The sequence below is a fragment of the Bradyrhizobium frederickii genome, assembly GCF_004570865.1.
Lineage (GTDB): Bacteria > Pseudomonadota > Alphaproteobacteria > Rhizobiales > Xanthobacteraceae > Bradyrhizobium > Bradyrhizobium frederickii.
Window position 1 is genome coordinate 220,016 of the sequence record NZ_SPQS01000001.1, and the last position, 13,789, is coordinate 233,804.

Here is a 13,789-nt window from a genome sequence, read left to right on the forward strand (position 1 = left end):
GGGAGATCATGACGCCGCATTTTGGCCTTCCCGAGTTCGGCTTCCTGTTGCGTGGGCTGCAATGGACGGTGCTGCTGACGCTGGTCGCGTTTGCGGGCGGCTGCACGGCGGGGCTGGCTGTCGCGTTGCTGCGCACCTGTGGTCACAGGAGCGTGGAATGGATCACTCGCATTTACATCGGGATATTCCAGGGCACTCCGCTGCTGCTGCAACTTTTCGTCGTGTATTACGGATTGGCGCTGACCGGGCTGAAGCTCGACGCTTTCGTCGCGGTCGCGATCGGTTTCACCGTGAACGCCTCAGCCTTTCTCGGCGAGATCTGGCGCGGCGCGATCCAGGCCGTGCCGCGCGGCCAGACCGAGGCGGCGATGGCGCTCGGACTGCACTATTCGTCGCGGATGCGCGACATCGTGCTGCCGCAGGCGATCCGCATCTCGCTGCCGGCGACCATCGGCTATCTCGTTCAGCTCATCAAGGGCACCTCGCTCGCCGCCATCGTCGGCTTCATCGAGCTCGCCCGCGCCGGTCAGATCGTTTCGAACCAGACCTTCCAGCCGCTGCTCGTCTTCGGCGTGGTCGGCGCAATGTATTTCATCCTCTGCTGGCCACTGTCGTGGTGGGGCAGTCGGATGGAGGCCCGGCTCGCCATGGCCGGTCAAAGGTAGGAACGGCGCACCTGCCCAATCAAACACAGCCATCACCAGGAGGAGGAAGTTCATGTTGTTTTCACTCAACCGTCGCCAGTTCGGCATTGCGCTGTTGATGCTGGTGGCCATCGCCGTCGCAGGTAAATCGCAGGCGGGCACGCTGGAAGATGTCAAGAAAAAGGGCGTCGTCGTCATCGGCATTCAGGGCGACAATCCGCCCTGGGGCTATGTCGATAGCTCGGGAAAGCAGGATGGCATCGATGCCGACATGGGCCGCGCCTTCGCTGAATATCTCGGTGTCAAGGCCGAGTTCGTCCCGCTGGCCGTGGCCAATCGCATTCCGGCGCTGACCACAGGCCGCGTCGACATCCTGTTCGCAACCATGGCCATGCTGCCCGAGCGCGCAAAGGCGGTGCAGTATTCCAAGCCCTATGTCGCCAACGAGATCACGCTTGTCGCCGCCCAGGCGACCCCGATCAACAGCAATACCGACATGGGCAAATTCGTCATCGGCGTTCCCAGGTCTTCCACGCAGGATACTCAGGTGACCAACAACGCCCCGCCCGGGACCGAGATCCGCAGGTTCGACGATGACGCGGCCACGATCCAGGCGCTGCTTTCCGGCCAGGTCCAGGCCGTCGGTGCGAACTTGTTTTATCCCCAGCGTCTCAACGCCGCAAAGCCGGAACTTGGCTTCGGGCCCAAGCTTCACTTCACCGCATTGTACAACGGGGCCTGCACGCGCCTAGGCGACAAGGAGTGGAACGAGACGGTCAACACATTCATCGACCAGATCAAGTCGAACGGCAAGTTGGCCACTTTCTACGCCAAATGGATGAAGGTCCCGGTGCCGGTCTTCCCCGACTCCGTTCCCGGCGTTCCCTTCACCGTCCAGTAGTCACTGCGAGCGGCCGACGCGATCTGCGTTGGCCGCCGCCCAACGGGGGAGACCAGCATGCAGGACCAGATCCTGATCGAAATGAAGGGCGTGCAGAAGTGGTACGGCGGGTACCAGGCTCTCCGCGACGTCGATCTAACCGTGCGCAGAGGTGAAAAGATCGTGCTCTGCGGTCCGTCCGGTTCGGGCAAGTCGACGCTGATCCGCTGTATCAACCGCCTGGAGGCGATCCAGCAGGGCAGTATCGTGGTGAACGGCCATCGGCTGGACGACAGCATCAAGGCAATCGATGTCGTACGTCAGGATGTCGGGATGGTCTTTCAGAGCTTCAACCTTTTCCCACATATGACGGTCTTGCAGAATTGCATGCTCGCGCCTATCCGCGCGCGCCGCATCAGCAAAACCGAGGCGGAGGCGACCGCGCGAAAATATCTCGAGCGCGTGCGCATCGGTGATCAGGCCGAGAAATATCCGGCTCAGCTTTCGGGCGGTCAGCAACAGCGCGTCGCGATCGCGCGTGCGCTCTGCATGCAGCCCAAGGTGATGCTGTTTGACGAGCCGACCTCGGCTCTTGACCCTGAGATGGTCAAGGAGGTGCTCGATACGATGATAGGCCTCGCCAATGACGGCATGACCATGATTTGCGTCACCCACGAGATGGGCTTTGCTCGCCAGGTTGCCGATCGCGTCATCTTCATGGCTGAAGGGCAGATCATCGAGGAAGGCGCGCCCGAAGCGTTCTTCCGCAATCCACAGCACGCCCGCACCAAGCAGTTCCTTGGCGAAATCCTCGCCCATCACTGAACGGAGTTCTTCTATGAGTCGTCTCGTCTACGTCCTCAACGGGCCAAATCTCAATCTGCTTGGCAAGCGCCAGCCCCACATCTACGGTCACGAGACGCTTGCGGACGTGGAGCGGGATTGCCGGGCGCTGGCCAAGGAGCTCGCACTGGAGCTACGCTTTCACCAGTCGAACAAGGAATACGAGCTGATCGACTGGATCCACGAGGCGCGCGAGACTGCGGCCGGCATCGTGATGAATCCCGCCGCCTTCACCCATACGTCGGTCGCCATCCTGGACGCTCTGAACACGTTCGAGGGGACGGTGATCGAGGTGCACATTTCCAACGTGCACAAGCGCGAGGAATTCCGCCACCACTCGTTCGTGTCCAAACGGGCTGACGGGGTCATCGCCGGGTTCGGCACACAGGGCTATCTGCTCGGTCTGCGTCGTGTGGCCAAGCTGCTTGACGAGAAAAAGGGATAGCATCCTATGAGTGCACCCGTCCGCCTGTCGGTGATGGGAGCAGGTCTCATCGGCAGGCGACACATCGAGCACATTCTCGCGCGGCCGGAGGCGGTACTGTCGTCGATCGTCGATCCGGCTCCGGCGGCACGCGAGCTGGCGCTTTCGCTGAACGTGAACTGGTTTCCGTCCTTTCAGGACATGCTCTCCGGAAACCGGCCGGAGGGGGTGGTTGTGGCGACCCCCAACCAGATGCACGTGGCCAACGGCATGGATTGTATCGCTGCAGGCATCCCGGCGCTGATCGAGAAGCCGTTAGCGGATGACGTCGTGGCTGCACAGGCGTTGGTCGAAGCCTCCGAGCGTGTGGGCGTGCCGCTGCTCACCGGCCATCATCGCCGCCACAACCCGATGATCCAGCGCGCCAAGGCGGAGATCGACAGCGGCAAGCTCGGTCAAATCGTATCGGTGCATGGCATGTTCTGGCTGATCAAGCCGGACGATTATTTCGATGTGGCCTGGCGCCGCGAGAAAGGAGCGGGGCCCATTTTCCTGAATCTCATCCACGATGTCGACCTGTTGCGGTATCTGTGCGGGGATATCGTCGCAGTACAGGCTGCCCAATCCAATCGGCTGCGTGGAAATGCGGTCGAAGAGACCGCGGTGATCATCCTGCACTTCGCTTCCGGCGCGTTGGGAACGGTCAATGTCTCCGATACCATCCAGTCGCCTTGGAGCTGGGAATTCACGGCTGGTGAGAACCCGGCGTACAGTCATACGCAGGAGACCTGCTACCAGATCGGCGGCACGAGGGCATCGCTGGCTATTCCGCAACTCGATCTGTGGCATCACCCAAGCGAGCCCAGCTGGTGGGCACCGATTGAGCGGGAGCGGTTGAGGTACGAGATGGGAGACCCGCTTGGCCTGCAGATCGCCAATTTCTGTGGGATTATCCGCGGTACGGCCGCGCCTGTGGTGAGCGGGCGCGAGGGGCTGAAAACCCTCAGAGTGATCGACGCCGTCAAACGCGCGGCGGAAACTGGAGAGTTCGTGTCGGTTTGATATCCGGAAAGTACAGGCATCAACGTCGGAGCATCGAGATTATCGCGCACTCGACATTGGCGGACGATCAAGGCCCCGCCAATAGGAAGTGCAACCAAGCACTATGATCGCGCGACGAATGCCCATTTCGGTCAGAGAAGCCCGGTGGTACGACGAATAAGCCATTGATTGTTCTTTACCCGTGGCTGTCTCTTAATCAGCGGAGTCCCGATCTTCGTCTCCGATCCCAATATCGACGCGACGGATTGTTTTTGGAGCGCTGGCGAGCACGACACTGCCGCCGTCTTATGCGCTGTGCTGAAGCAAGATGCATTCGAGCAGACCATTAATCTCGTTTATGTCGCAAATTTTCACTTCCAATTTTACTTCGCAAAATCCCGCCCTTAGCCTCACGCACAACTGATCACATCCGCAGCCGGTCAATGGCGATCGGGGCGAACGTTCATCGTAACCAATGAGGGTTGCCATGTCTGACAGGATTAAGGAGACATCCACTTCCGATCCGGCGGGAACGGAAGCGAGATCTGTGAAAAAGCCGAGCCGGCGCACGCTGTTGAAGGGCGCGGCGGCCGTTGCAGGCGCAGCAGCGGGATCGGACGTGATCCGCGGTTTCCCGACCATCTGGGCGCAGGAGATCAAGGATATCGAGCTGCGCCATGTCGGCGTCTCCTACTCGGTGGTGAAGGCGATCGGCGACCAGGCCGCCAAGGATCTCGGCTTCAAGGTGACGATGCAGAACCTCGACACCTCCGCGGCCATCAATCGCTTCATAAGCCAGCCTAATACGGTCGACATCGCCGATCTCGAGGGCTGGCAAGCCAAGCTCGCGGCCAAGCGCGGCGTGATCCAGGGCATCGAGGTCAAGAAGATCAAGGAGTTCGACAACATCCTGCCGATCTTCACCAAGGGCGAGATCGACGGCCACAAGATTCCGCGTCAGGGCATCTCGCCCTATGAGGCCATGTACATCTCCAAGCCCGACGCCACCGATCTGCACGACGGCGTCACGGAATGGGCGACCTTCCTGCCGCAGGTCTACAACGCCGACTCCATCGGCTATCGGCCCGACCTGGTCGGCCATGAAGTGACCGAGTGGAAGGATCTGATCGATCCCAAGTTCAAGGGTAAGGCCGCGATCCTCGACGTGCCCGCGATCGGCATCATGGACGCCGCCCTCTGCTTCGAAAGCGCCGGGCTGATCAAGTACGGAAACAAGGGCAACATGACCAAGGAGGAGATCGACTTCACCTGCAACAAGCTGATCGAGCTGAAGAAGCAGGGTCAGTTCCGCGCGACCTGGACCACCTTTGACCAGTCGGTGCAGCTGATGGCGGCGGGGGAAGTGGTCATCCAGTCGATGTGGTCGCCGGCGGTTGCGGCCGTCCGCGTCAAGGAAATCCCCTGCGTCTACGCGCCTGTGAACGTCAAAAACGGCAAGGAAGGCTATCGCGGCTGGTGCAACGGCATGGGCCTGATGAAGCATCTGTCCGGCAAGAAGCTCGACGCGGCCTATGAATATCTCAACTGGTATCTCTCGGGCTGGCAGGGCGGCTTCGTCGCGCGCTACGGCTATTACAGCCCGGTGCCCTCGACCGCGAAGAAATTCCTGACGCCGGCGGAATGGGCGTTCTGGTACGAGGGCCAGCCCGCGCCCGAGGTTGTCAACGATCCCTACGGTGTCGCGATGGAGAAGGCCGGCACCAAGCGTGACGGCGGCTCGTTCCTCGACCGCGTCAAGAACATTTCGTGCTGGAACACGCTGATGGACGAGGCCGCCTACATGAACAAGCGCTGGAACGACTTCAAGGTGGCCTGAAATCTGCTTTCCCTGACCTGAAGCGATGCACCGGCGCCGTCACGCGCCGGTGCGAGAAGACCGACTTCGAGGCGTTTGCCGCTATGCAGTCCAGTCAAACTCCGCCACGCGCAAATCTCGCCGGCTGGTTCTATGTCGCGCCGCTGGTCCTGGTGCTCGTGCCGTTCTTCGTAGCGCCGATCCTGGTCGTGCTAGCCGCGAGCTTCTTCGCCACCGATGGCTTTGGCGGGCTGACACCCGGCTTCACGCTCGCAAGCTACGTCGAGGTGCTGCACTCAGCGCTGACGCTGAAACTGTATCTGGCGACCATCAAGTTCACCGTGTTGACCTGGATCTGCACGCTGATCATCGGCTTCTTCGTCGCCTACTTTCTGGTGTTTCACGTCCGCAACCAGCTGCTCGCGATCGGCCTGTTCCTCTTGTGCACCGTGCCGTTCTGGACCTCGAACATTATCCGCATGATTTCCTGGATCCCGCTGCTCGGAAAAGAGGGTCTGATCAACCAGGCGCTGCTTGGAATGGGCGTGATCCGTCAGCCCCTGGAAGTGCTGCTGTTCTCTGATCTTGCTGTCGTCATCGCCTATGTCCACCAGCTCACGATCTTCATGGTCGTGCCGATCTTCAATTCCATGGCGCGGATCGACAAGAAGCTGATCGAGGCCGCGATAGACGCCGGCGCCAGCCGTTTCGACATCATGCGCCTGATCGTGGTGCCGATGTCCAAGAGCGGCATCGCGCTCGGCACCATCTTCGTGGTCTCGATCGTGATGGGCGATTTCTTCGTGGTGAAAGTGATGTCCGGCGGTGGCTCGGCCTCGGTGGTCAGTGCCTTCTACGAGGACGTCGGCGTGCTGCAATATCCGACCGCGGCGGCGAGCGCCGTGCTGCTGACGCTGGTGCTGGTCGCGATCGTCTCGCTGATCCTGCGCACCGTCGACATCAGGCAGGAGATTACGCGATGAGCGCGGTTCTCGCCGACATGCCGAAAGGCGATATGTCCAAGACGGTCGCGCCCGCGACGACCAAGGCTATCGCGCCCAGCATGGGCGGCCGTCCCTGGACGTTCTACGTGCTGGCGACGCTGTTCGCTGCATACGTGATCGCGCTCTACGGCCCGATGTTCTGTATCTACATCCTGTCGTTCCAGGATATCCGCGGCGGTCTCGTCTTCCCGATGAAAGGCCACTCGCTGCACTGGTTCGTCGATCTCTTCACTCAGGTGCGGACCGGCGACGTCAAGGGCTCGTTCGACCGCTCGATCAAGCTCGCAATCATCGTCACCATCATCACCGTCGTGGTCTCGTTCCTCGCTGGCCTCGGCTTCCGCAAGCGCTTTCGCGGCGACACCTTTGTTTTCTACATGATGATCGGCAGCCTCGTCGCGCCAGGTCTCGTGCTCGGCCTCGGCACGGGTCTTCTGTTTCAGGCCCTCGGGCTGAACGCAAGCTGGTACACCTCGGCACTTGGCGCACAGCTCTCCTGGACGCTGCCGTTCGGCGTGCTCGTGATGTTCGCGGTGATGTCGCGCTTCAACCATGTCTGGGAGGAGGCGGCCTACGATCTCGGCGCCAGCCGCTGGCAGTCGATCCGGCTGGTGATGATCCCGGTGCTGGCGCCAGGCCTCGTCGCGGTGGCGCTGTTCGGCTTCACGCTGTCCTATGACGAGTTCGCGCGCAGCCTCCAGACCGCGGGTTCGATGAACACCTTGCCGCTGGAAATTTGGAGCATGACGCTGAACGTCACCTCGCCCTCGCTCTACGCGCTCGGCACGGTGACCACCATCGTCTCCTTCGTCGTCATCGGTGCGAGCCTCGGTACCATCGTGCTGATCCAGAAAAGGCGCGGCAGCGCGACAAAGGGTTAGGAATGAAGAGCGATCGCGGCGATATCGAACTGGCGGGCGTCTGCAAGAGCTTTGACGGCGCGACCTACGTGGTCGACGGCGTCAATCTGAAGATCGCGGACGGCGCCTATTGCTGCTTTATCGGCCCGTCCGGCTGTGGCAAGACCACGATCCTGCGCATGATCGCCGGCCATGACGACCCGACCGCCGGCGAGATCGTGATCGGCGGCCAGAACGTCGTCGGGCTTGCGCCGGTGCAACGGCGCACCGCGATGATGTTTCAGTCTTACGCGCTGTTCCCGCATCTGACCGTGCGGGAGAACATCGCCTTTGCACTTCGCGTGCGCGGCCAGTCCAAGTCCGATCGGCTGCGCGCAGCGGATGCCATGATCGAGAAGGTCAGGCTGACGCAGTTCGCCGACCGCTTGCCGGCCCAGCTTTCCGGCGGCCAGCAGCAGCGTGTGGCGCTGGCGCGGGCCGCGATCACCGAGCCGCGCGTGCTGCTGCTCGACGAGCCGCTGTCAGCGCTCGACGAGCAGCTCCGTGTCCAGATGCGCCAGGAGCTGCGGCGGATGCAGCAGGAGCTCGGCATCACCTTCATCCACGTCACCCATACCCAGCTCGAGGCGATTGCGCTGGCCGACCTCGTCGTCGTGATGGAGCAGGGCAAGATCAAGCAGGCGGGCCCGGCGCGCGAGGTCTACGCGCATCCGCACGATCGCTATGTCGCCGAGTTCATGGGCGGGCAGAACGTGTTGTCGGGCCGCGTCGAGAAGGTCAACGGCGCGAGCTTCACGCTCGCGCGGGCCGCACCTGATGGCATCGAGGTGCCGTTGCGGCCACGCTCGGCCGTCAGCGTCGGCGACAAGGTCGATATCGCGGTGCGCCGCGACGACGTCGCGCTGGTCCGGCCCGGCAGAGACTTGCCTCCGGGTTGCACAACCTCGCTGCCGAGCCGCGTGCTCGCGATCGAATACCAGGGCTATTTCGTCAAGGTCATGCTCGACACGGTGCCGGACGACGAGTTCGTCGCCTACGTGCCGGAAAAGACCTTCTTCGCAGATCCCTTCGCCGTAGGCGATGTCGTGATGGCCACATGGGCCACCGGCAGCGCGTTGCCACTCGCCTGAAGACCCGTCGCGCACAGGAGCATGACCGTGCAGATATCCTTTACCCTCAACGGCCGCCCCACCACCGTGGATGTCGAACCGGCGACGCTCGTCGCCGAGCTGCTGCGCGAGCAGCTCAACCTGACCGGCACCCATATCGGCTGCGACACCAGCCAATGTGGCGCCTGCGTGGTGCATCTCGACGGCCTGCCGGTGAAGAGCTGCACGCTGCTGGCGCCCGCGCTCGACGGCGCGACGCTGCTGACCATCGAAGGCCTGCAAGGCGCGCCGGGCTCGAACCTGATGCATCCGATGCAGGAGGCGTTTCGCGAGCATCACGGCCTGCAATGCGGCTTCTGTACGCCGGGCATGCTGATGACGGCGGTCGCGCTGGCTGCCGAGAAGCCTGATTTGACCGAGGCCGAGGTCCGTCACGGCCTCGAAGGCAATATCTGCCGCTGCACCGGCTACCAGAACATCGTGGTTTCCGTGATGGCCGGCGCTGCCGCCATGAACGCCGCCAAGGGAGAGTGACCATGGGCAATGTGATCGGCATTGGCGCCGCGCCGAAGCGGAAAGAGGACCAGCGCTTTCTCACTGGCCGCGGCAATTACGTCTCCGACATCAAGCGCCCCGGCATGGCCGCAGGCGTCTTCGTGCGCTCGCCGCACGGGCATGCGGTCCTGCGCTTGGCTCGTTACCCTGCGGCTGGGGCATCTCGGACGCCAAGGGTGTTCCGATGAAGGAGCCGCCGTTCCCGATGCTGGCGCAGGGCAAGGTGCGCTTCGTCGGCGACATGGTGGCCTTCGTCGTCGCCGAGACGCCGGAGCAGGCGAATGTCGGGGCCGAGCTGTTGAAGGTCGACTACGAGGTGTTGCCCTCGGTGGTCGGCCTGCTCGAGGCTGTCAGGCCGAATGCGCCGCAGCTTTTCGACGATGTTCCGAACAACATCTGTTGCGACTGGGAGCTCGGCGACAAGGCCGCGGTCGAGACCGCGTTCAAGAAGGCTGCGCATGTCGCCAAGCTCAGCCTGGTCAATAACCGCCTGATCGGCAACCCCATGGAACCGCGCGCGGCCATTGCCGAATACGAGCCGGGCACCGATCGCTTCACGCTGTGGACCACCAGCCAGTTTCCGCACGTGGTGCGCTTCCTGATGGGCGCGCTGGTGCTGAACATTCCGCAGCACAAGCTGCGGGTGGTGGCGCCCGATGTCGGCGGCGGGTTCGGCGTCAAGCAGTTCCATTACGGCGAGGAGGCCGTGATCACATGGGCCGCCAAGCGCGTCAGACGGCCGGTGAAATGGGTGGCGAGCCGCTCGGAGGGCTACGTTTCCGACCGTCACGGCCGCGACCACGTCACTGAGGCCGAGCTGGCGCTGGATGAGACCGGTAAATTCCTCGCCTTCCGCGTGAACACGCTCGCCAATATGGGCGGCTATCTCTCGACCTTCGGACCGAACATCCCGACCAATCTCTATGGTCCCTTGCTCGGCGGCGTCTACACCACGCCAGCGATCTACTGCAATGTGAAGGTCGTTTTCACCAACACCGTGCCGGTCGACGCTTATCGCGGCGCGGGCCGGCCCGAGGCAACCTTCGTGCTGGAGCGCATCGTCGATGTCGCAGCCAGCGAGATGGGCATCGACCGCGTCGAGATCCGCCGCCGCAACATGATCCCGAAGGAAGCCTATCCGTACCAGACGCCGGTATTGGTGCAGTACGATTCCGGCGATCCCATGGGCTGCCTCGACGGCGCGCTGGTGGCGGCCGATGTCAAGAATTTCGGCGTGCGCAAGGCGGCCTCGGCCAGCAAGGGCAAGTTCCGCGGGCTCGGCTATTCCACCTATGTCGAGGCCTGCGGCCTTGCGCCCTCGCGCTTCGCAGGGAGGCTCGGCGCGCGTGGCGGCCTCTACGAGAGCGCCACGGTGCGCGTGCATCCGACCGGCCAGGTCACGGTCATGATCGGCACCCACAATCACGGCCAGGGGCACGAGACGACCTTCGCGCAGATCGTCTCGGAGAAGCTTGGCGTCGCCTTCGAGAATGTCGACATCGTGTTCGGCGATACCGACCGGGTGCAGTTCGGCATGGGCACTTATGGCTCGCGCTCCCTCGTGGTCGGCGGCGCCGCGTTGTCGAAGGCGACCGACAAGGTGATCGCCAAGGGCAAGAAGATCGCGTCTCATCTGCTCGAGGCGGCCGAGGTCGACATCCAGTTCGAGGCCGGAAAGTTCTCGGTGGCGGGCACGGACCGCAGCAAGAGCTTCGAGGAGATCGCCGGCGCGGCCTATGTGCCGCACAATTATCCGCTGGAAGTGCTGGAGCCTGGGCTGGAGGAGCAGGCCTATTACGATCCCGTCAACTTCACCTATCCTGGCGGCTGTCACATCGCCGAGGTGGAGGTCGATCCCGAGACCGGTACGGTGACGCTGGTCAATTACACCGCGGTCGACGACGTCGGCACCGTCATCAACCCGATGATCGTGGAGGGCCAGCTGCATGGCGGCATCGTGCAGGGCGTCGGCCAGGCGCTGTTCGAGAACGCGGTTTACGACGAAGGCTCCGGCCAGCTGCTGTCGGGCTCGCTGATGGATTACTGCATGCCGCGCGCCGATCATCTGCCGATGATGAAGGTTGAAACCCATTCCACGCTCTGCACGCACACGCCGATGGGCGTGAAGGGCTGCGGCGAGGTCGGCACCATCGGCTCGCCCGCAGCCGTCATCAATGCCGTGGTCGACGCGCTGTCGCATCTCGGCGTCACCCATGTCGACATGCCGGCCACGCCGAACCGGATCTGGCGCCTGCTGCAAAACGCGTCGCTGCCGGTCGCCGCGGAATAGGGAGGACAGCAATGAAACCGTTTGCCTATCACCAGCCTGACCAGATTCCCGATGCGGCCAGGCTGCTGACCTCGATCGAGGACAGCAAGCTCGTCGCCGGCGGCATGACGCTGATCTCGACGCTGAAGCAGCGGCTGGCGAGCCCCGTCGCGCTGGTCGATCTGTCGAAGCTCGGGTCGCTGAAGGGCATCACCGATGGCGGCGCGACGATCACGATTGGCGCAATGACTCCGCATGCGGTGGTCGCCGCCTCCAAGCTGGTCCAGACGAAAATCCCGGGGCTCGCCGCGCTGGCCTCGATGATAGGCGATCCGGCGGTGCGCAGCCGCGGTACCATCGGTGGCTCCGTCGCCAACAACGATCCAGCGGCGGACTATCCCGCCGGCGTGCTCGGTCTCGGTGCCACCATCGTCACCAGCATGCGCGAGATCGCGGCCGACAAGTTCTTCCTCGGCCTGTTCGAGACCGCGCTTGGGCCCGGCGAGATCATCACGGCGATCCGCTTTCCCGTACCGCTCAAGGCAGGCTACGCAAAATTCAAGGCGCCGGCGTCGCGCTATGCACTGGTCGGCGTGTTCGTTGCGCAAGTCGCCGATGGCGTCCGCGTCGCCGTGACAGGTGCGGGCCCGGGCGTGTTCCGCGTGCCGCCGATGGAAGCCGCGCTGTCGTCCAATTTCGATCCCTCGGCCATCGCAGCGATCAAGATCGACACCGACGGTCTGACCTCCGACATTCATGCCGAAGCCGATTACCGGGCGCATCTCGTCACGGTCATGGCCAAGCGCGCCGTCGACGCGGCGCTCAGCTAGCTCTTCAGGGTTGATGATGACTGATAGTTCCGGCCGAACGGCCTTCCCGCCGGCGCCGACTGGCCTTGGAGCACTTTCTGCAACCGAGATCATGGCCGGCTACCGGCGCAAGGCGTTCACGCCGCGCGATGTGGTCGACGACACCATTGCCGCGCTGGAGGCGACCAACGAGGCCTACAACGCGGTGGTGACGCCGATGTATGATCAGGCGAGGGCGGAGGCCGATCGTCTCACCAAGCAGATGCGTGCAGGCGAGGCCAAGGGACCGCTCGCCGGCGTGCCTGTCACGATCAAGGATCTCGTCTTCGTCGCGGGCGTGCCGGCCTATGGCGGCTCGCCCATGAACAAGAGCTTCGTGCCCGAGGCCGATGCCGCTGTGGTCTCTGCGCTGAAGGCCTCCGGCGCGATCATCACCTGCAAGACCACGACCTGCGAGTCCGGCTACAAGCTGACGGCCGACAGCCCGGTCACTGGCACGACGCGAAACCCCTGGAATCCCGGCCGCACCAGCGGTGGATCGAGCGGCGGCGCGGCGGCAGGCGTGGCGGCTGGCTGCGGCCCGATCGCAATCGGTACGGACGGCGTCGGCTCGATCCGTGTACCCTCGTCCTTCTGCGGTGTGTTCGGGCTCAAACCGACGTTCGGTCTGGTGCCGCGCTCGCCCGGCTTCTCGCCGCCGTCCTGGGCCTCGCTTGCACACACCGGTCCGATCACGCGTACGGTCGCGGATGCGGCGCTGACGCTGGAGATCATCGCCGGTTACGATCTGCGCGATCCCGCGAGCCTGCCTGTGTCCGCGCGTCGCTTCGATACCAACGCTGCATCACTCAACGGCATCCGCATCGGCGCCAGCGTCGATCTCGGCTACGCCGCTGTCAATCCGGACGTGCGTGCGGCGTTTGGCAAGGCGCTCGCCATTCTCGACGCCTGTGGCGCGCAGGTCACCATGGATGGGCCGGGCCTCGATCCCGGCATTCTGGAGCATACGCTAAAGCCGATTGCCTTCACCGAACAGGCGGCGGCAGTGGCGACCAAGTCCACGGCCGATCTCGCAAGCTCAGAGGCCGACTACCGTGACGTCGTCACAGCCGGACGGCGCTATAGCGGTACGGATTATATCGAAGCCGGCTACCGGCGCGGCCAGGCGCGCGGCGCTTTCGTAAAACTGTTCGAACGCGTCGATGCGCTGGTGACACCGACGGTCGCGGTGACCGCGTTCGAGGCCGGCCGGATCGGCGTCGGCACGATCGATGGCAGCAAGGTCGATCCGCATCTCGGCTGGTCGCCATTCACCTGGCCGATCAATCTCGCCGGTCTTCCGGCGGCGACGCTGCCCTGCGGCTTCGACCGCGATGGAATGCCGATCGGCCTTCAGATCGTCGCGCCCTGGCTCGACGAACCCACGATCTTCCGCATCGCTGCCGCCTTCGAGCAGGCCCAACCCTGGTCAAAGTTCTGGCCGCCGCTGGCGCTGCGGGAGGAGGGACGCGCGCGGGCGAAAACGTAAGCTGCGC

General features: G+C 63.5%; 12 protein-coding genes and 1 pseudogene. All 13 read left to right on the forward strand.

Translation table 11 applies throughout. The annotated features are described in order from the left end of the window. Positions 1-8 precede the first annotated feature (8 nt). The 13 genes and pseudogenes from E4K64_RS00970 to E4K64_RS01030 all read left to right on the forward strand — a co-directional run bounded on the left by E4K64_RS00970 (position 9) and on the right by E4K64_RS01030 (position 13,782). Positions 9-665, forward strand: coding sequence for an amino acid ABC transporter permease (locus E4K64_RS00970; protein ID WP_135161746.1), 657 nt, complete (start codon positions 9-11; stop codon positions 663-665). A 52-nt stretch (positions 666-717) separates the two neighbouring features. Then, a complete protein-coding gene (locus E4K64_RS00975; protein ID WP_135161747.1) occupies positions 718-1,545 on the forward strand; it encodes a transporter substrate-binding domain-containing protein in 828 nt (275 codons plus the stop codon). 57 nt (positions 1,546-1,602) lie between these two features. Further along, positions 1,603-2,349 (forward strand): amino acid ABC transporter ATP-binding protein, encoded by a 747-nt coding sequence (locus tag E4K64_RS00980; RefSeq protein ID WP_135161748.1) that lies wholly within the window; start codon positions 1,603-1,605, stop codon positions 2,347-2,349. A gap of 13 nt (positions 2,350-2,362) precedes the next feature. After that, on the forward strand, positions 2,363-2,812 hold the full coding sequence (aroQ, locus tag E4K64_RS00985) for a type II 3-dehydroquinate dehydratase (protein ID WP_135161749.1): 450 nt from the start codon (positions 2,363-2,365) through the stop codon (positions 2,810-2,812). A 6-nt stretch (positions 2,813-2,818) separates the two neighbouring features. Further along, positions 2,819-3,853, forward strand: coding sequence for a Gfo/Idh/MocA family protein (locus tag E4K64_RS00990; RefSeq protein WP_135161750.1), 1,035 nt, complete (start codon positions 2,819-2,821; stop codon positions 3,851-3,853). Between the two features lie 466 nt (positions 3,854-4,319). After that, the gene (locus tag E4K64_RS00995) at positions 4,320-5,669 is read left to right on the forward strand and encodes an ABC transporter substrate-binding protein (RefSeq protein ID WP_135161751.1); all 1,350 of its coding nucleotides are present in this window, start codon (positions 4,320-4,322) and stop codon (positions 5,667-5,669) included. A gap of 83 nt (positions 5,670-5,752) precedes the next feature. Beyond that, on the forward strand, positions 5,753-6,631 hold the full coding sequence (locus E4K64_RS01000; RefSeq protein ID WP_135161752.1) for an ABC transporter permease: 879 nt from the start codon (positions 5,753-5,755) through the stop codon (positions 6,629-6,631). After that, positions 6,628-7,533 carry an ABC transporter permease gene (locus E4K64_RS01005; protein ID WP_135161753.1) on the forward strand — a complete coding sequence of 302 codons (906 nt, stop codon included), beginning with the start codon at positions 6,628-6,630 and terminating at the stop codon, positions 7,531-7,533. Before E4K64_RS01000 ends, E4K64_RS01005 begins: the two co-directional genes overlap by 4 nt. Positions 7,534-7,535: 2 nt before the next feature. Then, positions 7,536-8,642: an ABC transporter ATP-binding protein gene (locus E4K64_RS01010; protein ID WP_135161754.1), complete on the forward strand. Its 1,107-nt coding sequence runs from the start codon at positions 7,536-7,538 to the stop codon at positions 8,640-8,642. A gap of 21 nt (positions 8,643-8,663) precedes the next feature. Continuing rightward, positions 8,664-9,155: a (2Fe-2S)-binding protein gene (locus tag E4K64_RS01015; RefSeq protein ID WP_209311924.1), complete on the forward strand. Its 492-nt coding sequence runs from the start codon at positions 8,664-8,666 to the stop codon at positions 9,153-9,155. Between the two features lie 2 nt (positions 9,156-9,157). Then, positions 9,158-11,466: pseudogene (locus E4K64_RS01020) on the forward strand (xanthine dehydrogenase family protein molybdopterin-binding subunit). Between the two features lie 11 nt (positions 11,467-11,477). Further along, positions 11,478-12,275 carry an FAD binding domain-containing protein gene (locus E4K64_RS01025; protein ID WP_135161756.1) on the forward strand — a complete coding sequence of 266 codons (798 nt, stop codon included), beginning with the start codon at positions 11,478-11,480 and terminating at the stop codon, positions 12,273-12,275. A gap of 16 nt (positions 12,276-12,291) precedes the next feature. After that, entirely contained in the window at positions 12,292-13,782 is a 1,491-nt protein-coding gene (locus E4K64_RS01030; protein ID WP_135161757.1) for an amidase, read from the forward strand. Positions 13,783-13,789: the final 7 nt, after the last annotated feature.